The sequence below is a fragment of the Xanthomonas rydalmerensis genome (assembly GCF_033170385.1).
Taxonomy (GTDB): Bacteria; Pseudomonadota; Gammaproteobacteria; order Xanthomonadales; family Xanthomonadaceae; genus Xanthomonas_A; species Xanthomonas_A rydalmerensis.
In genome coordinates this window covers 315,564-334,292 of record NZ_CP126170.1, presented here as the reverse complement: position 1 = coordinate 334,292, position 18,729 = coordinate 315,564, and the positions used below count along the sequence as shown (strand labels likewise).

Genomic DNA, 18,729 nt, shown 5'->3' with positions numbered 1-18,729 from the left:
GGAAGAAGAAGTCGTTCAGAGGGCGGTGGCGGCCAGGCCGCCGTCCACCGGCAGGTTGACGCCGTTGATCCAGCGCGCCGCATCGGAGGCCAGAAACACCACCGCCTCGGCGACCTCGTCGGCATAGGCCGGGCGCTTCATCTTGCCGGCGTCGGCCTGGACCCGCTCTGGCCCGAGCATGGTGACGAAATCGCCCAGGATCGGCGTGAACACCGGACCGGGCGCGACGCTGTTGACGCGCACCGAATGGTCGGCGAACCAGTCGCGCGAGCGCAGCAGCGTCCACACGATCAGCGCTTCCTTGAAGTACTGGTAGCAGGTCGCCTGCGGCACCGGATGCGCCGCCAGCCAGTCGCTGCCGGCGGCGTAGCTGTCGGCGGCGGCCAGTTGCTTGTGCAGGTCCAGCCGCTGCGGCCACTCGGCGCCGAGGATGGAGGCGATGTTGATGATGCTGCCGCCGGGCGCGATGCGCGGCAGCAGCGCCTGGCTGAGGTGGCGCAGGCCCAGGTAGTTGACCTTCGCCACCACGTCCACCGGTGCGGTGCCGGGCACGCCGGCGATGTTGGCCAGCGCGTCGATGCGCTCGGGCAACTGCGCCACCAGCGCGTCGATCGAGGCCGGGTCGCCGAGATCGGCCTGGTGGAAGCCGTGCAGGGTCATGTTGACCGGCTGGCGGTCGATGCCGATCACGGTGGCACCGTGGAAGCGCGCCAGGCGCGCGACCTCGGCGCCGATGCCGGAGGCCACGCCGGTGACGAGGAGGGTCTTGTTGTGCAGGTTCATGGCAGCGCGTGTCCGTTTCGGGGTTGGTCGTCAGAAGACGTGGATGTATTGCAGGTTGACGTTGTGGCCGGAAGGCGCGTTCTTGACCTCCACCGGCATGTAGAAGTTGGCGTTGAAGATGTTCTTCTGGTCGATCCGCCACGACAGGCCCGGGCCGAGATAGAACTGGGTCTGCTTGCTGTCGGCGACGCGCTGGCCGTTGGTGCGGTTGTCGCGCAGCTGCTTGAGGTAGTAGCCGTTGATGCCCAGGTGCAGGTCCTTGACCACTTCCAGCGAGCTGGCGAAGTTGAGCCACGCCGCGTCGCCGGCCTGGCCGTTGCGGAACACGAAGCCGTCGCCCTGCGGCACGTTGGAGGCCTTGTCGGCGCGGAAGTTGTAGAGGTAGTTGAGCCGTCCGCTGATCTCCCAGCGCGGCGTGGGCAGGATGCTGAAGGCCCAGCTCGGCAGCACCGACCAGTAGCCTGAGCCCTGGTTCACGTCGCGGTTGCGGTCGAACTTGCCGATCGGCGCCAGCACATCCAGTTCGAAGCGCTGCGAGAACACCGGGCGGCCATCGCGGATCACCGGCGCCATCTGCAGGTAGGGGCCGATGGTCAGGTCGCCCAGGCCGGCGCCGTTGTCGCGCAGCGCCACCGGGCTGTCGTACGCGAACGAGGTGTCCAGATCGACGAGCGCAGCCAGCGCGGTGATGCCGAGGGAACCACCGAACAGCTTGTAGTCGCTGAGGTAGGCCACCTGGGTCACCCACACCGAGGAGCCGATGTGCGGATCGCGGAACACCGGCACGTCGTCGCCGTGCGCGTCCTTGATCGCATCGAAGTCGTAGCGGCGCAGGTACTGGATCGCCGTCCAGCCCGGATTGGGTTTGCTGAAACCATCGAAGAAGCTGGTGCCGCCGGTATTGATGCCGGTCGGCAAGGTGGCGCTCTGCGGCACCGATTGCGCGGCCGCCGGGGCGACCCAGGCGATGGCCAGCACGGCGAGCAGGGACAGGCGCGCACGGGCACGCGACGGCGAGGGGACACGGTGGCGAACACGCTTCACGGGCAGGCACTCCAAGCGAAAGGGGAACGGCGGGGTGCGGGGGGACAGAGACAGGAACGCGAATGGGCGCCGCCGCGCGCAGGGCGCGGCCACGCGGCGACGCGCGCCGTCAGCGGGACGCTGGCGACGGGTCGCGAATCAGTGAAAAAGCGGGGCGGTCGGCGGGAACCAGCCGCGCCGCCGGGGACCGCTACAGACGCTCGAGCGCGTCCAGCCGGTCCAGCGCCTGCAGCAGCGCGCGCGCCGAGGTCGCACCGAGCGCGGTGCCGAGCTGCTGCTCCATGCGCACCACTTCGGCTTCGGCCTGCGCCAGCAGCGCAATGCCGGGAGCGGTCAGATGCAGGTGCTGCATGCGCCGGTCCTGGCGCCCGCGCACCTGGCGCAGCAGTTTGCGCTTGACCAGGCGCGCGACCACGATCGCCAGGTTCGGCGGCGACACGCTCAGCACTTCGCCCAGTTGGCGCTGGTTGATGCCGGGGTTGGCGTCCACCAACACCAGCAGCGAATACTCCACCGGCTTCAGTTCGAAGGCACGCACGCAATCCTGGAACAGGCGCCGCACCTGCAGTTCTGTCCGGGTGATGCGGTAGCCGATCAGGCTGGTCAGGCGCCGCTGGTCCACGCTGTCCACATGCGGATCGGCGGGCAACGCGCTGCTGGACATCTCGGGACTCGGTTTCGAACTCACTGCGCTTCCTGCATGGGGCATCCTGCGACCAGGTCACGGCGGATGCGCACGCATCCATCGGCGCCGGCCGGCAACACCGTCGCAGCTGCATTGTAGGGGCATGGCCGCGCATGGTCACAACGCCGCGTCCACGCGCCGCAGCAGCGCCCGGTACGGCGCGGCCGCCGTCCACAGGCACAGCGCGCCGAGCAGCGCCGCGCCCATGCACACCACGCCCAGCGACAGGCCGACCTGACGCTCGTCGGCGAGCACGTGGTCGGTGCCCAGCGCCACCAGGAAAGGACCCAGGCCCAGCCCGATCAGGTTGACCAGCAGCAGGTAGATCGAGGTGACCTGGCCGCGCAGCCGGTTCGGGGTGACCGCCTGCAGGATCGCCGGCGCCAGCGCCACCGGCATGCCCAGCACGAAGGTGGTCAGCGCGATCGCCGCCAGTGCCGGCCACGGTCCCGGCGCGACCGCGAACAGTGCGCTGCTGATCACCAGCAGCACGGCCCCGACCAGCGAGATCTTCAGCGCCGCATCGCGGTTGCCGCGCGCGGCCAGGCGGTCGGCGAGGAAGCCGCTGAACAACATGCCGGCGATGCCGAAGGTGAGGATGATGATGCCGTAGGCCGGGCCGATCTCGCCGGGCGTCCACTGCCAGCGGCGGATGAAGGTGGCCGGCAGCCACGCAGTGATGCCGAAGGTGATCATCGCGATCACGCCGTTGGCCAGGAACAGCGCCACGTACACCCGCGCGTTGTCGCGCAGGTGGCTCAGGTCCGGGCGCACGCTGGGCACCGCCGCGGCCTGTTCGCGCCGCGCCGGCTCGCGCACCGTGGCCATCAGCGCGATCACCGCCAGCCCGGGCAGCGCGACCAGAATGAAGGCCGCCTGCCAGGGCCTGAAGCTGCCCAGCAGCGGCAGCACCACCATGCTCTCCTTGCTGGTGGCCGCGATCACCAGGCCGCCGACGATGAACGCGGCCGCCGAGCCGATGTAGACGCCGGAGGTGTACACGCTCATCGCCCGCGCACGCTTTTCCGGCGGGAAATAGTCGGCCAGCATCGAGTACGCCGCCGGCGACAGCGAGGCCTCGCCGACACCGACGAACACCCGCGCCAGGAACAGGGTGAAGAAGCTGGTGACGTAGGCACCGGCGGCGGTCGCCGCGATCCATACCACCACGCCGAGCACGATCAGGTTGCGGCGGTTGCGGCGGTCGGCGACGCGACCCAGCATCACCCCGATCAGTGTGTAGAACACCGCGAAGGCGAAGCCGTGGACCAGGCTGAAGGCCGAGTCGGACAACTGCAGGTCGCGCTTGATCGGCTGCACCAGCAGACCCAGGATCTGCCGGTCGACGAAGGACAGCGTGTAGGCCAGCAACAGCACGAGGGTGACGTACCACGCATACAGCGGGCGGTACGGCGCAGACGATGGCAGCGGATCGCGCATGGAAAGGCTCCGGCTCAGAAGCGCAGGGTCAGGAAGGGGGCGATGTAGAAATAGTCGCGGCCGCGCACCGGTCCCTCGCGCAGGAACGGCCCGGCCTGGGTGTAGTGGGCGTACACGTCCAGGCTGGCGAAGGCGTTGAAGCGGTACTTCACCCACAGCACCGAGCGCGTGCCGATGTCGCGTTCGGCGTTGGCGTCGCCCGGCTGCAGCACCCGCCAGCCGGCCGCGTACACGCCGTCGTGCAGGCTCTGCCGTTGCAGCTTCAGCACGTACATGTCGATCCACAGCCGTTCGCTGGGGCGCAGCACCAGTTCCGGGCCGAACGAACGCACGTTGCTGCTGATCATGCTGCCGTCGAACACCGAGGCGCGCGCGTACAGGCCGTTGAAGGTATTGAGTTCGCCATCGCGCGGATCGCGGTCGCCGGAGGACGCCTCCATGCGCCAGCCCAGGCGCGGCGTCCATGCCGTCGCGGCGAAGGTGTAGCCGCCGAACAGCGTGCCTTGCCAGGCGCGCACGCGCTGGCCGGCGAAATGGCCACGCTGGCCGATCAGTTCCAGGTCGTAGTCCCAGCCCTGCACGGCGCCGCTCAGGCGCGTGGACAAGGTGTGCCGATGCTCCTCGCCGACCACGCCGCCATAGCGGCGCCCGTCCTGCACGGTGTCCAGGTACAGCGTCTCCAGCAATGCCGCCTTCGGCTGGCCGGGCGACAGCGGCACTTCGGCGTGCGCGCCCCACAGGCGCTGGTCGCGGTTGCTGCGGTCGTCGAAACTGCCGGTGCGGGTCAGCACCGGGCGCCCCCACAGCAGGCCGCCACTCCAGCGCGGCTGTCGGGTCAGCAGGCGCACCGCATCGAACGGCATGCGCGAATTGGCCGGATCGCGCGGGTCGAGCAGGCGCTGCCAGGCATAGGCGATCTGCTGGCGGCCGGCGCGCAGGCGCCAGGCCGGTTGCGCCTGCCCGTCGGACAGCTCGACGAAGCCCTGCGCCAGATCCAGCGGGTTGCGGTCGGTGGCCTGCACCGGCCGCGTCTGCAGGCCGGCGACCCGGCTGTCGGCGAGCTCGCCGAACAGGCGCACATACGCCGAGGGCCGGTAGTCCGCCCACAGCCGCAGGCGCTGCTGCGCGTAGCCGTGCGGATCGGTGGCGAAGCGGCCAAAGCCGGCGTGCTCGCGGTAGTCATACAGCGTGCGGCTCTCGCCGCCGAGGCTGAGCCAGCCATCGCCGAGCGGGATGTACTTCCACTTCTCCCAGCCCTGGCGCGGACGCGCCGCCAGCGCCGAATAGTCTTCCTGATCGGCCAGCAGCTTGCCCTGCGGGCCGTCGGGTTCGGCATTGGCCTGGCCGCAGCCGACGCTGCACAGAATTGCCAGGCACACGCTACGGGGCGCACGCCGGGTGCGCGCAAGAGGCACAGTCATCGATTCCCTCCCAAGTCTCGAAGCCAGTGGTGCGAAGAAGCGCGATCCGCCTATGCGGTGCCGCGCCGGGGTGGCCCGGTCATGACGGCGCCGCGACAGCGCCCGGCGCGGTCCCGGCGTAGAGCTGTTCGACCAACGCTGCGCGTGCGCGCAGCACGTTGCGCTGGTTGATCGAACCTTTGTCGGTGATTTCGCCCGCTTCCAGATTCGGCGGCTGCTCCAGCCACGCCGCACGCGCGACATGGCTGGCGCTGCCGGTGGCGCTGCGGTTGAGCGTGTCCAGCAGCCGCTGCAGCCAGGCGCGCACCGGCGGCGCGTGCAGCACCTGCGCCGCGTCGGCCTGCGCGGGCAGCCCCGACAGCGCCTGCAACGCATCCAGCCGCGGGAACAGCAGCAGGCCGATGGCGTCGCGGTCGGCGCCGGTGACCACCACGTCCTGCACGTAGGCGGCGCCTTCCATCAGCACCCGCGTGCGCAGCGGGCCGACGCTGACGAACACGCCGGAGGACAGCTTGAAGTCCTCGGCCAGGCGTCCGTCGAACAGCAGGCCGCGCTCGGGGTACTGCGGATCGATCGGCTTGAGCGCGTCGCCGGAGCGATAGAACCCTTCTTCGTCGAAGGCCTCGGCAGTCTGCTGCGGCGCGTTCCAGTAGCCCGGCATCACGTGCGGCCCGCGGAAGCGCGCTTCCAGCTTGTCGCCGACCGGCACCAGCTTGACCTCGCAGCCCGGCGCCGGCACGCCGACGTCGCCGGGCGTGTTGCTGGTGCCGTGGGTGAAGGTGCACGACGGCGCGCACTCGGTCATGCCCAGGCCGGCGAGCATGCGGATGCGCTCGCCGCAGTGCGCCTCGGCGATGCGTTCCAGGCGATCCCAGACTTCCTGCGACAGCGCCGCGGCGGCGAAGAAGAACATGCGCATGCGCGACAGGAAGGTCTCGCGCAGCGCCGCGTCCTGTTCCAGCGCCTGCGCCAGCTGCTCCCAACCGCGCGGCACACTCAGGTATACGGTGGGCGCGATCTCGCGCAGATTGCGCAGGGTCTGCTCGAACAGCGCCGGGGTCGGCTTGCCGTCGTCGAGGTAGAAGCTGCCGCCGTTGTACAGGGCGATGCCGATGTTGTGGCTGCCGCCGAAGGTGTGGTTCCACGGCAACCAGTCGACCAGCACCGGCGTCTCGCCGAGCACCGGGAAGGTCTGCAACAGCATCTGCTGGTTGGCGCACAGCATGCGCTGGGTGGTGATCACCGCCTTGGGCAGCAGGGTGGAGCCGGAGGTGAACAGGAACTTGGCGATGCTGTCCGGGCCGCAGGCGGCGAAGGCCGCATCGGCGGCATCCAGCGCACGCGGCGCCAGCAGGTCGTCGAAGCGCAGACTGGCGCGGTCGCGCACCGCACCGCGCACGCACACGGCCGGCACATCCGTGGGAAACACCGCGGCGATGGCGGTGGCGAACGCCTCGCCGTCGCTGGCGAACAGCAGGCCCGGGCGCAGCACCTCGGCCACGTGCCGCAACTTGGCGTAATCGCGCGACAACAGCGCATAACCCGGCGACACCGGGCAGTACGGGATGCCGGCGTACATCGCCGCGAATGCCAGTTGCAGGTGCTCCAGGTCGTTGCCGGACAGGATCGCCAGCGGCCGATGCGCCGACAGCCCCATGTCCAGCAGATGGGCGGCGATGCGGCGGGTGCGCTCGAGCATCTGCGCGTAGCTCAGGCGCCGCCACTGCCCGTCTTCGTCGCGCTGCGCCACGAAGGTCGCATCGGGGGTGTGCAGCGCCCAATGCTGCAGGCGCTGCAGCAGGTGCCTGGGCAGCGGCGCCAGCGGTTCGCGCGCGCGCAGGCGCAGCACACCGTCGGCATCGCGGTGGACCTCGGTATCGGCGTGGCTCAGTCCGACAGGACGGTAGCGCACGGCGGTGGCAACGGACTCAGCGGCATTCATCGGAACCATCCGGAGGAAAGAGACGGTACGGCGTGCGGCAACGCCGCCGCGGCCCCGCGGGCCGCAGGCGACGCGACGGGTCAGCGCTTGTAGGTCTGCAGACCGGGCTTGATGGTTTTGTCGTCCAGGAATTGCTTCAGGCCCTGTTGCCGGCCCTTCTCGGGATCGCGGTGATTGGACTGGTCGACCTTGGCGTACAGGTAGTCCTCGTTCTGCTCCCAGGTCAGCTCGCGGCAGCGCTTGAAGCCGTGCTTGGCGAAGCGCAGCACCACCGGATTCTTCTGCTGCAGTTCCTGCGCCAGTTTGGTCACCTCGTCACGCAGCTGCGCACGCGGCACGCTGGCATTGACCAGGCCCATCTGCGCCGCCTCGGTGCCGGTGAAGGTACGCCCGGTCATGATGTAGAGCATGGCGTTGCGGTGGCCCATGGTGTCGGCGACCGCCTTGCTGACCAGGTTGCCCGGGGGAATGCCCCAGTTGATCTCCGACAGCCCGAACACCGCCTCGTCGGCGGCGATGGCCAGGTCGCAGGCCACCAGCGGCGAGAACGCACCGCCGAAGCACCAGCCGTTGACCGCGGCGATGGTCGGCTTGCTGTAGAAGCGCAGCAGGCGCCACTGCCACTGCGAGCAGTCGCGGCGCATGCGCTCCTGCACGATCTCTTCCCTGCCGTCGGTCTCGCGGAAGTATTCCTTCAGATCCATGCCGGCCGACCAGGATTCGCCGGCGCCGGTCAGCACCAGCACCTCGGCGCTGCTGTCCAGTTCCAGCGTCTCCAGCACGTCGATCATTTCGCGATTGAGGGTGGGACTCATCGCGTTGCGCTTGTCCGGCCGGTTCAGGGTGACCCAGGCGATGCCTGCGTCGATCTCGACCTGGACGGTCTGCCAGCGGTCTTGGTAGCTGCTCATGGATAGGCCTGCATGGGGGGAGGGGAGGAAAGATCACTTAGGACTGATAATAGTTATAGATCATCATTATTTCGGCGCAAGCTGCAGTGCAGCATGCCCGGCCGCCGTGACACACGGGCCTCAGGGGACGCCGGAGATGCCTGCAATCAAAGGGCCAAGCGATGCAGGGTGCGGACCATCCCAGCCCGCGACTGGCCCTCAGGCCGACGACGGCGCGGCTTCACGCCCGGCAAACGCCTCCCTCACGGTCAGCCTTCGTTCATCGGCTAGGATCGGCATCACAGGGGATCGCCGACATCGGAGTGACGTCCATGCACACCGCCTCCGCACTTGCCCAGCCTGCCAATCCTGCGCATCAGCACCGCCACGCCGTCGATCTGGACGCGGAGATGGCGTATTGGCGCCAGGCCCACGCCGAGGGCCGCCTCGGCCATCAGGGTTTCACCGACTACGCGCAGTTGCTGAAGATCGGCTACGACGTGTACCTGGCCTACCCGCGCGCCAGCGAGGCGCAGTTGTACCGCGTGCTGCAGGACGCCTATCACCAGTGCGCGCCGATGCTGTCGGTGCCATGGGACGAGGCGCGCTGGCTGGTGCGGCATGCCTGGCAGCACCTGGCGCATGCGGGGCGTTGTCACTGAAGAGCGCCTCGCGCAGCGGGGCATCTCATCGTCGCCCGTGTAGGAGCGGCTTCAGCCGCGACTGGCGTTACTGGGAACTGCTGTCGCGGCTGAAGCCGCTCCTACGACGAGTCTTCGGGCGTTATTGAAAGCGCCCAGGGCGCCGCCTGCCGGCACAGCAGCGACAACCGGCTAGCACACCATCGCGCACACGGCACATTCGCGGCCTGCGCCGCGTGCAGCGGTCACACGCCTCCCGCGCTGCATACGGCTCAACGCGACGAAGTGGGCGGCGAGGTGGAAGTAGGCGGCGGGGCGCTGCGCTCCTTCGCTTCGAGGCGGCCGTGGAACGCGTTCGACCCCTGGCCCGGCGCCGTCGCTGCATCGCCCTCGCTGCGCTTGAGCCGCTGCTTGCGTTGTTCGACCACGCTGCTGGCCAGCGCCACGCGGCGTCCGATCACCATGTCGGTCAACCAGTCGATCAAATAGCGCGTGTAGGCGGCCTGGTGCGCCTTCTCGGTCAGCGCGTGATCGGCGCCGGCGATCGTGCGCGTGGTCAGCGAGCGTGCGTTGGAGAACGCGGCGGCGTAGTTCCTCAGCACCTGCCCGGGCACGATCACGTCGCGCTCGGCCTCCACCAGCAGCACATCGCCGCGATAGCGTTGGCATGCCGCCAGGGCGCGGTTGTCCGCCGGCGCCACCACGCGGTGCCGGTACGGCATCAGGTCCGGATCGCGGTTCAGCGCGACTTTCGGGCCGTCCCAGTGCGCGTCCTTGTACAGCGCCGGCGAGCGCAGCGCCAGCCACTCCACTGGCCGCTCCAGGGTCAGCAACGCGGCCAGATAGCCGCCGTAGCTCAGCCCCACCACCGCGATCGACTCCGGATCCACCTGCGGCGACGCCGCCAGGCGATCGTAGGCCGCCTTGATGTCGTCCAGGTTCTGCGCGCGCGTCACCGTCTCGCGCATCGCCGCCAGACCTTCGTGGCCACGCAGGTCGAAGGTCAGGCAGACGCAGCCCAGGCCCGCCGCCTCGCGCGCGCGCACCAGGTTGTGGTGCTGATTGCCACCCCAGCCATGCACGAACAGCACGCCGGGCAGGCGGCTGGTCGGCGTCAGCAGGGTGCCGCTGAGGGATGCGCCATCCACTGCGATGTCGATGCTGGAAAGTTCGGCTTCCATGGATCAGGCCGCGCTGCGCATGTAGCGGTACTTGGTCAGCAGGCCGGTGCGCGGCTCCTCGCCGACGTAGTAGACCTGCGCCCCGGCCGGCGGCGGCGGATGCGCACCGTACCGTTCGACGGTGGCGGCGACCACGCGCTGCAGCGTCGGCGACTGCTGGAACGCGGCGACCGCGGCCAGTTCCGCCGGCGTGGCGCCGCCGACACGCCAGGACTGCTCGAGCACGCCGCAGGCGACGCTGCCGTCGGGCACCAGGCCCTCGATCACGTCGTAGTTGCGCCGCGAGGCATAGAAGCCGGGATAGGCCGCGGCCACCAGTCGATCGTAATCGCGCGCTTTCATCACCGCGGTGCGCTGGCGCGGCGGCAATGGCTGCTCCAGCAGCGTGTCGAGGGTGCCGCGGATCACGTGCAGTTCCGAGCCGCCGTACGCCTCGCGGCCGCTGCTGTCACGGGTGAGCGATTGCGTGCCGCAGTAGGCGATGGTCACGCCGGCGCAGTGGGTTTCGCCGACGCTGAAGGTGGTCGGCTGGTGCAGATGCCGTTCCAGTACCACGCCATGCCGGTTCAGCTCCTGTGCGGGCAGTGCCGCCAGCGCGGCATCCAGCGCCTGCGCATCGCCAAGCAACACCTGCCCCAGTCCACCGACCCCATGTGGCAGCTTCAGCCGCACCTGGCCGCCCTCGCACAGGCACGCATACGCGCGGCGGGCGTCCGCTGCGCTGAAGGCGGTGTAGCCCGGCAGCGTGGCCGACGCCAGCGCCACGCCCAGGTCCGGTTGCCAGCCATCCGGCGCCTGTGCATCGGCATCGATCAGCGGATGGCTGATCGCCTTGGTCGCGACGAAGGCATGCGGCACCACGCCGCCAAGCAGATCGGCCGCGGCATGCACGCCGAACTGTTCGGCCTGCGCGGTGGTGAGGGTTTCGTCCGGCACGCAGAACGCACAGGCTCCGGCAGCACAGCCTTCCTCGTGCAACGGCAGATGCATCAGGCGCGCCACTTCGGCGACCACCCAGGCATGCGTGGCCGCCTCATGGCCAGCGGACGCGGCCTCGCGCAGATGACAGGCGCGGACCTGGGCATGGGGAGCGGATCGGGCCATGTGGGATGCTCCGTGCGGATCGGGAAGGCGCACTGCCTCGTTCACGCGCCGCCCCAGCGCAGCAGGAGCACGACGACCAGCGCCAGCAACAGCAGCACCACGACTGCGCCCAGCCAGCGGCTGCCACGCAGCTGCCGCCACCAGGCCGCGGCTTCGGAAGTGCCGCTGGCGTCTCGGACGCGCCTCGGTGGCGGCGAGGGCGCGGAAGGGGGAGCCGCAGGATGGCGGTCGTCGTGGCGCATGCACCCAGGCTGTCGCGAAGGCCGTCGCATGGGGGTGAACGCGATGTGGGGCGCGTGTCATTGCGCGACCAGCGAAGCGCAATGTCGAGGCGGTGCTGCGCCCCGGCGCGCACGGCCGAGGCTAGCGACGAAGACGACTCAGTACGAGCAGAACACATGCCGCGTTATCACGCCCGCCCGAAGGCGCAGCAGCACGAATGGCGTGCTCCGCGCAGCGCTCAGGCAACTGCGGCGTGCTGCGGCAGCCGCGCGTCGATTCGGTGCTTGCCGGCCAATGCCTGCATGCCCTGCAAGGTGGCCTGCACCGCACTGGCGTAGCCGCTGCGCCACAGCTCGGCGCGCGACTGCCGCGACGACGCCGCATCCAGCGCCAGTGCGAACGCCGGCACGCGGGGATCGGCCAATGCGGCGCGCTCCAGGAACGGTTGCTCCGGCGCAATGACATCGACCGGTGCCAGCCAGGCATCGGCGACCAGTTCGGCCACGCCGGCGCGGTGCGAGAGCTGGTGCATGGCGCTGAGCGTCTCGTGCAGCATTTCCAGGCACGCCCACTGCCATAGCGCCGCCTTGTACTGCGGGTCGGCCTGGTCCAGGGCGGACAAGGCGCCATCGACATGATCGATGCGTAGATCCTGCATGGCCGACTCCACGATGCGGCGTTGCGATTGCCACATTCTGCGCCGCGAAAGTGAGCGCAACGTGAGTCGCACGATGGCGGCAGCGTGGATGCGGTCACAGCGGGCACGGCGACAGCCGTCGCGTATACTGGCGACGCGCCTCTGCTCGCGCCGATCCCTCACCACGCGCTTCCCATGACGCCACCCTGAACCCCGCCGCTCGCATCGGCCCGCCTCGACGGCTGGCCGCAGGTTGCTGGTTTTCCATTGCATACAGCGAGCGCTGCCCTGCGACAGGGCGGTGTCGGGAGTGTCTACCTTGAAATTTTCCTCTTCCCTGCGCCAATCCTGGTGCGGCAATCTTCGTGGCGACGTGCTCGCCGGCCTGGTCGTCGCACTGGCGCTGATTCCCGAGGCGATCGCGTTCTCGATCATCGCCGGGGTCGACCCCAAGATCGGCCTGTACGCCGCCTTCTGCATCTGCGTCACCATCGCCTTCGCCGGTGGACGCCCCGGCATGATCTCCGCCGCCACCGGCGCGATGGCGCTGCTGATGATCGGCCTGGTCAAACAACACGGCCTGCCCTACCTGCTGGCGGCCACGCTGCTGACCGGCGTGCTGCAGATCCTGGCCGGGCTGTTCAAGCTCGGCGCGCTGATGCGCTTCGTCTCGCGCTCGGTGATCACCGGCTTCGTCAACGCGCTGGCGATCCTGATCTTCATGGCGCAACTGCCCGAACTGATCGGCGTGCCCGTGCCGGTGTACCCACTGGTGGCGCTGGGGCTGTTGCTGATCTACGGCCTGCCCTGGCTGTCTCGACGCAGCTTCCCCGGCATCGGCCTGTGGCTGCTGGTGCTGGGCGCGGCATTGACCGCAGGCAGCATGGCGCCGTGGACGCTGCTGCCGGTCGCCGTGGGCGGTGCGACGGCGCTGCTGCTCGGGCACCGCTGGACGCGCGGGCTGGCCGTACCGCCGCCATTGGTGGCCATCGTGCTGTTGACCGGACTGGCGCTGTACTTCGGCATCCACGTGCCCACCGTCGGCGACAAGGGGCAACTGCCCGATCGCCTGCCCAGCCTGCTGTTGCCGACCGTGCCGTGGACGCTGGAGACGCTGCGGATCGTGTTCCCGGTCGCGGCGACGATGGCGGTGGTCGGCCTGCTCGAGTCGATGATGACCGCACAGATCGTCGACGACATGACCGACACGCCTAGCGACAAGAACCGCGAATGCGTGGGCCAGGGCCTGGCCAACATCGTCAGCGGCCTGTTCGGCGGCATGGCCGGCTGCGCGATGATCGGGCAGTCGGTGATCAACGTGAAGTCCGGCGGGCGCGGCCGCCTGTCGGCGCTGGTCGCCGGCAGCGTGCTGTTGCTGCTGGTGGTGTTCGCCGGCGCCTGGGTACGGCAGATCCCGATGGCCGCGTTGGTGGCGGTGATGATCATGGTCTCGGTGGGCACGTTCAGCTGGCGCTCGCTGGTGCAGCTGCGTACCCACCCGGCCAGCTCCAGCGTGGTGATGCTCGGCACCGTCGTGGTGACCGTGGCCACCCACGACCTGGCGCGCGGCGTGCTCACCGGGGTGTTGCTGTCGGCGCTGTTCTTCGCGCGCAAGGTCGGGCGCATGCTCGATATCGCCAGAAGCCAGGACGCCGATGGCGGCCACACCTACCGCATCCGCGGCCAGCTGTTCTTCGCCTCGGCCGGCAGCTTCGCCGGCGCCTTCGACTTCGCCCATGCGCCGGCGCGGGTCACCCTGGATCTGAGCCAGGCGCACGTCTGGGACATCAGCGCCATCGGCGCACTGGACCAGGTCGTACTGAAGTTCCGCCGCCACGGCGCGCAGGTCCATGTGGTCGGACTGAACCCGAGCAGTGCGGCAATGGTCGGGCGGCTGGGTACGCATCAGAACGGCGACGTGGAGAGTGTGCCTCTGCATTGAGGGGCAATCCGGACACCGCGCGATGCGGCGCATCGCGTGGGCAGCAGGCACGCCGCGCGACCGCCACCGCGCTTGCGTTCCTGTGGCGACATGGCGACGACATCGACCGATTAGCATCGGCCTGCCGACGACCGTGCAGGAGAACCGCGATGCCGCTGGACCACTGGCAACTACCGCCGCACGACTGGGTGCCCAACCACCCGTTCCTGCCGGTGCTGCACTACCGGCACTGCGTCGGCGCCATCGACGCCGACGGCTTCGAACGCCGCTTCGGCGCCCACGGCTGGCCGCCGCAATGGCGCGACGGCATCTACGACTACCACCACTACCACTCCACCGCGCACGAGGTACTGGGCGTCGCCGGTGGCAGCGCCCGCGTGCTGCTCGGCGGCCCCGGCGGCATCGAGGTCGCGCTCGCGGCTGGCGATGCCCTGTTGCTGCCGGCCGGCACCGGCCACTGCCGGCTGTTCGCCAGCGCCGACTTCATGGTCGTCGGCGCTTATCCCGAGGGCCAGGACTGGGACATCTGCCGGGAGGCGCCCAGCGCCGCGATGCTGCAACGGATCGCCGAGGTGCCGTTTCCGCGGAGCGATCCGTTACTCGGGACGGGTGGACCATTGCTGGAGCATTGGCAAATGCCGTGACTGATCCGCGCGCAGCCACGATGGCGACCATGCCAAGGATTCGGAACGACGTGGAGGAACACGGGGTCTGCAGCGTCGCGAAGCAGGCATGGCGTCGAGCCGCGGGATGCCGGGTGCAACACCCGGCATCGGCGGAGTTGGCGATCGACGCACGTCCCGCTGCTCAGCCGCCTCTATGTCCATGACGCCGACGCCAGCCGCTAGTGCGATGCGGCTAAGGCGGCACTACCAACGCAACGATGTCAGCCGTTATCGCCAGGCGAATTGGTGACCTGCGGGTCGTAGGCCACTCTCCTGTCCGGCTGTTGCGTGTCGCTGAACTGCAGCGACAACGAAATCAGGCTGGCGTGGGTGTTGCAATGCTGGTAGGACAGGACGTCGTGGGCAGGATCCGCCGAGCCGGTCGCGCTGCTCCGCAGATAAGGGCCGCTGAGCTGGAAGCGCGGGTCGCTGGCGAAGGCACCGGTGAAAGCGATGCCACGTGCCACGGTGTCGGGGCTCAGCCGATACACGATATCGGTGGAGACGCCTGCGGCTTCGACGTGCACCACGTCCTTGTCGAGCAGGACGATGTACTGGCCACTGGCGGTGTTGCCGTGCGGCTGCGGCGCATCGCGATCCGTCACCCGGTAGACGTAGACCGTCACCTCGATGGTGGCGATGGGATCGTCGGGCGACAGGATGTTATGGGCGTGCTGGGTCATGAGGCAAGCGTCCTTTGGTGAGTGGAAGATCGAAGTCGTCATGCGATGCGCCGCGGTAGCCGATCGTGGCCAGCAGGCGTGCGACGCGCGCGCCGGCCGCATCGTTGCCCAGACAGTGCTGGCTGCGCATCCACGGCAGGAGAATAAGGTAGTCCTCGCTGGTCTGGTTGACCGCGGTGAACAGGTCGGCGCTGCGCTGGCACGCCGAGCGGGCGGCGGCCGTGTCGCGACCGGCGATCTGCGCCGATGCCAGCCACGCCTCGGCCAGCGCCTGGCGGCCATTGATGTTGTCGGGGTTGCGCAGGTGGGCAGGCTGCAGGATCGCCACCGCTGCCGCGATGTCCTCGCCGGCCTGCGCGCGAGCGCCGGTAGCGGACAACGCCAGGGCCGACTGGGTCTGCACAGCTGCCAGCAATCGTTGCCATTGCGCATTGCTCGGATCGTGCGCCACCAGGGCCCGTGAAGCATCGACCAGCGCGCGCCATGCGCTCGGCGACCGCGCCGGCGCTCCCGGCGCGGCAAGCCGTGCGCGCTGCAGTTGCGCGTACAGCCGGTCGCGCTGCCACTGCAGTTGCTCCGGTTGCGCGGCGACCAGCGGATCGAGGAGGGCGATGGCGCGCTGCAGTCGCGCCATCGCTCCCGCACCATCGCCCATGGCGGCATCCAGTTCGGCGCCGTTGGTCAGCGCAGTGGCCAGACGATGGCCCCACAGCGCATCGCGCGGCACCGGAACATGCATGCCTTCGAGCGTTTGAATCGCCTCGGCGTAGGTGCGGGACGCCTGCGCCAGTGCGCCGCGACGGCGTTGCGCGGAGGCCTGCCAGGTCAGGCTATCGGCCAGTTCGGCGGTCAGTGTCGGATCGTGCGGACGCCGCGTCAGCGCGGCGCGCTTGAGCGCGATGGAGGCAGCAAAAGCGTCGGCTGCACGCGACAGATCGTCGTGCCTGAGCCACAGCGTGCCCAGGCTGTTCAACGCGTACGACTGCTCGACCCACGCATCGACATCGTGCGGGCGCTGCATCTGCCAACGCTGGCCGGCCTGCAGGTAGGCAAGGAAATGCGCCTGCGCCTGCCGCCATGCGTTGCGGTCCAGGGCGATCTTGCCCAGCCAGAAGGCATTGGCACCGGACAGACGCAGGGCGTCGACGTCCTGCGGCGCCTGCGCCAGGCGCGCCCGCAGGATCGCCTGCGCGGCGTCCAGCGCCTGCACCGCCTGCTGCGGATGGCCGCGCGCCACCTCTACTTCGGCCACCAACGCCAGCGCCTGCGCGCGTTGCCGCTGCTCGGGCGCGGTGCGCGCCGGTGCCGAGGCGTCGGTCAGGTAGGCCAGCGCCTTGGCGCTGATGTCCTCGAGCAGGTCCAGCCGTCCCAGCGGCCGCAACTTGTCGCCGAAGTCGCCGAGCATGTAGGTCAGCAACCCTTCCGCGCGGCTGCGCTGCGCCTGCGCCTGCCGATCGGACCGCAAGGCCAGCAGCCCGAAGGCGCCGGCCGCCAGCCCCAGCCCGACGATGCTGGCGAACGCGGCGATGCGCAGGCGCCGGCGGCCGCCGGCACGCCGCGCCGAGGCCGCGATCAGCGCGCGCTCCGGCGCGGCCAGCGGAATCGTCCCGTCGGCCAGCAACTGCCGCGCGTCGTCCAACTGACGCCCTTCCGGCAGCAACAGGTCGTGACTGCGCCGCTCCTCCTGCCAGCGCGCGGCGACCGCCGCCAGCCGCGCCCGCGCGCGCAGCCCAGCGCGATGCTGCTCGATCCAGGCGATGGCGCGCGGCCAGCGCCGCAACAGGGCTTCGTGGGCAACGGCGAATTCGGCATCGCCGGCACCGGCGCTGCTGACCAACAGCCGCGCCTCGACGAACACCTGGACCAGTTGTCGCTGGGCGGCGCTATCGATGTCGCGCCAGGCGACGCGGCGCCCGACCACGGCCGCGTCCTCGGCCAGCGACACCACCCGCGCCAGGATCTGCGGCAGGCAGGCCCGTTCGCGCGGGTCGAGCGCGGCCAGCACGGTTTCGGCGCGGTAGCTCACCGCCCCTTCGAGGCCGCCGATGCGCTGGTAGGCCTCGGCGCTCAGTTCGCCGAGCGGCGTGCGTGCTTCGTAGAGTTGTTGCAGGGCGTACTGCAGCAGGGGCAGCGCATCCGGGCTGGCCGCGGCGACGGCGCACAGCACGTCGTCCAGGTGCGCCTGGGTCCGCGGATCGGTGCCGAAGCGCAGGCCGGCGGCACGTGCCGGCAGGCGGATCATCTGCGCGATCTCGGCCTGGCTGGGCGGCTGCACGTCGTAATGCCCGCCGCGCAGCTTCAATGCCAGCAGCGGCGCCAGCGCGGTCAGTTGCGGATAGAAGTCGTTGCGGCAGGCCAGCAGCACCAGCACCTCGCCGCTGGCCGCCAGCGCCTGCAGGACGTCGACGAAGGCGGCGCGGGCCGGCTCATCCAGATCCTGCGCCAGGAACAGCTGCTCCAGTTGATCCACCACCAGGCCCAGCGCAGGGCCGCGGCGCGGCCGCCCAAGGCCCACGTCCAGATGCCAGCTTAGCTCGGTCAGTACCAACGGCGAGGCCTCGGCCAGGCGCCGCGCCAGCACCGCCGCCGGTTGCCCCGGCCACAGCGGCTGCCCTACCAGGCGCCAGCCGAGGAGCGCCTCCGCCAGCGGCAACCAGGGGCCGACCAGGGCGATACGCGCGCTGTCCACGCTGGACACCGTGTGCAACGCGAGATCGCCGGCTGCAGGATCCTGCAGCGCCGGTAGCAGCCCGGCCTGCAGCAGGGAAGTCTTGCCGCTGCCGCTGGGGCCGAGCAGCAACGCCATCGGCACGCCGTGGGCATGCTGGGTGCGCACGCACGCGATGAGTTCGGCCTGGGCACGGGCGCGACCATGGAACACCGCCGCATGCTGCGAGGCGAACGGCTCCAGTCCGCGGAAGGGCGAACCGTCGCGCCAGGGTGCGGGTTCGCGCGGCGGCACATGCGGCGCATCGCGGAGGACTGCGGCGACGGTGCGGTAGCCGCGCTTGCGGATGGTCTGGATGTAGCGGGCCTGCCCCGGCGGATCGCCCAGCGCCTTGCGCAGTTGCGCGATGGCCTTGTGCAGCGGCCCGTCGCCATACACAGTGGTCCCCCAGCAGGCGTGCAGCAATTGCTCGCTGCTGAGCACCTCGCCCGGACGCGCGCACAGCGCGACCAGTACCTGCATCAGGCGCGGTTCCAGTTGCCGGCGCGTGGCATCCACCTCGCCGGCGATGGCGTTGGCCTGCGGCCAGACCCACCACGCGCCGAAACGGAAGCGCTCCTGGAGCGGCAACGCATGCGCTGGGGCGCCATCGGGCTCGGGACCAAACCCCTGCTCTTCCAACAAGTTACGCATCGTAAGGTAATCGGAAGAGACGCCGCAGTGGGCCGCCGCCAGTCTACCGAACGCACCATCACGCTTCGTATACATCCGCCAGGTGGTG

At 69.8% G+C, this 18,729-nt stretch carries 16 protein-coding genes; 3 read left to right on the top strand and 13 right to left on the bottom strand.

Annotated features, from left to right (window positions below; translation table 11 throughout):
* Positions 1–15: 15 nt before the first annotated feature.
* From QN245_RS01410 to QN245_RS01380, 7 genes are all read right to left on the bottom strand, one after another.
* The gene (locus tag QN245_RS01410; protein WP_184449874.1) at positions 16–783 is read right to left on the bottom strand and encodes a coniferyl-alcohol dehydrogenase; all 768 of its coding nucleotides are present in this window, start codon (positions 781–783) and stop codon (positions 16–18) included.
* A 30-nt stretch (positions 784–813) separates the two neighbouring features.
* Positions 814–1,827 (bottom strand): SphA family protein, encoded by a 1,014-nt coding sequence (locus tag QN245_RS01405; RefSeq protein ID WP_425612896.1) that lies wholly within the window; start codon positions 1,825–1,827, stop codon positions 814–816.
* A gap of 190 nt (positions 1,828–2,017) precedes the next feature.
* On the bottom strand, positions 2,018–2,491 hold the full coding sequence (locus QN245_RS01400) for a MarR family winged helix-turn-helix transcriptional regulator (RefSeq protein WP_184450095.1): 474 nt from the start codon (positions 2,489–2,491) through the stop codon (positions 2,018–2,020).
* 138 nt (positions 2,492–2,629) lie between these two features.
* Positions 2,630–3,952 carry a spinster family MFS transporter gene (locus QN245_RS01395; protein WP_160964566.1) on the bottom strand — a complete coding sequence of 441 codons (1,323 nt, stop codon included), beginning with the start codon at positions 3,950–3,952 and terminating at the stop codon, positions 2,630–2,632.
* A 14-nt stretch (positions 3,953–3,966) separates the two neighbouring features.
* Positions 3,967–5,373, bottom strand: coding sequence for an alginate export family protein (locus QN245_RS01390; protein WP_317844359.1), 1,407 nt, complete (start codon positions 5,371–5,373; stop codon positions 3,967–3,969).
* 79 nt (positions 5,374–5,452) lie between these two features.
* Positions 5,453–7,315, bottom strand: coding sequence for a feruloyl-CoA synthase (locus tag QN245_RS01385; RefSeq protein WP_317844358.1), 1,863 nt, complete (start codon positions 7,313–7,315; stop codon positions 5,453–5,455).
* Between the two features lie 80 nt (positions 7,316–7,395).
* Positions 7,396–8,226 carry a p-hydroxycinnamoyl CoA hydratase/lyase gene (locus tag QN245_RS01380; protein ID WP_160964570.1) on the bottom strand — a complete coding sequence of 277 codons (831 nt, stop codon included), beginning with the start codon at positions 8,224–8,226 and terminating at the stop codon, positions 7,396–7,398.
* Between the two features lie 311 nt (positions 8,227–8,537).
* Here QN245_RS01380 and QN245_RS01375 point away from each other — a divergent pair, with 311 nt between their 5' ends.
* Positions 8,538–8,867, top strand: a complete 330-nt coding sequence (locus QN245_RS01375; RefSeq protein WP_317844357.1) for a hypothetical protein — start codon at positions 8,538–8,540, stop codon at positions 8,865–8,867.
* A 251-nt stretch (positions 8,868–9,118) separates the two neighbouring features.
* On the opposite strand, the gene QN245_RS01370 is transcribed toward QN245_RS01375, so the two are convergent.
* The 4 genes from QN245_RS01370 to QN245_RS01355 all read right to left on the bottom strand — a co-directional run bounded on the left by QN245_RS01370 (position 9,119) and on the right by QN245_RS01355 (position 12,011).
* The gene (locus QN245_RS01370) at positions 9,119–10,027 is read right to left on the bottom strand and encodes an alpha/beta hydrolase family protein (protein ID WP_317844356.1); all 909 of its coding nucleotides are present in this window, start codon (positions 10,025–10,027) and stop codon (positions 9,119–9,121) included.
* A gap of 3 nt (positions 10,028–10,030) precedes the next feature.
* A complete protein-coding gene (locus QN245_RS01365) occupies positions 10,031–11,131 on the bottom strand; it encodes a DUF3182 family protein (RefSeq protein WP_317844355.1) in 1,101 nt (366 codons plus the stop codon).
* 41 nt (positions 11,132–11,172) lie between these two features.
* Positions 11,173–11,373 (bottom strand): hypothetical protein, encoded by a 201-nt coding sequence (locus QN245_RS01360; protein WP_160964578.1) that lies wholly within the window; start codon positions 11,371–11,373, stop codon positions 11,173–11,175.
* Positions 11,374–11,591: 218 nt separating this feature from the next.
* Positions 11,592–12,011: a hypothetical protein gene (locus QN245_RS01355; protein WP_160964580.1), complete on the bottom strand. Its 420-nt coding sequence runs from the start codon at positions 12,009–12,011 to the stop codon at positions 11,592–11,594.
* Between the two features lie 298 nt (positions 12,012–12,309).
* Between QN245_RS01355 and QN245_RS01350 the strand changes: the two genes are divergently transcribed.
* Together QN245_RS01350 and QN245_RS01345 are read left to right on the top strand one after the other, a co-directional pair.
* On the top strand, positions 12,310–13,932 hold the full coding sequence (locus QN245_RS01350; protein WP_317844354.1) for a SulP family inorganic anion transporter: 1,623 nt from the start codon (positions 12,310–12,312) through the stop codon (positions 13,930–13,932).
* Between the two features lie 149 nt (positions 13,933–14,081).
* Positions 14,082–14,576 carry a cupin gene (locus tag QN245_RS01345; protein ID WP_317844353.1) on the top strand — a complete coding sequence of 165 codons (495 nt, stop codon included), beginning with the start codon at positions 14,082–14,084 and terminating at the stop codon, positions 14,574–14,576.
* A gap of 242 nt (positions 14,577–14,818) precedes the next feature.
* Here QN245_RS01345 and QN245_RS01340 read toward each other — a convergent pair whose 3' ends face one another.
* Both QN245_RS01340 and QN245_RS01335 read right to left on the bottom strand, forming a co-directional pair.
* Positions 14,819–15,280 (bottom strand): hypothetical protein, encoded by a 462-nt coding sequence (locus QN245_RS01340; protein WP_317844352.1) that lies wholly within the window; start codon positions 15,278–15,280, stop codon positions 14,819–14,821.
* Positions 15,261–18,641, bottom strand: a complete 3,381-nt coding sequence (locus QN245_RS01335) for an nSTAND1 domain-containing NTPase (protein ID WP_317844351.1) — start codon at positions 18,639–18,641, stop codon at positions 15,261–15,263. The genes QN245_RS01340 and QN245_RS01335 overlap by 20 nt, the downstream gene beginning before the upstream one ends.
* Between the last annotated feature and the right edge of the window lie 88 nt (positions 18,642–18,729).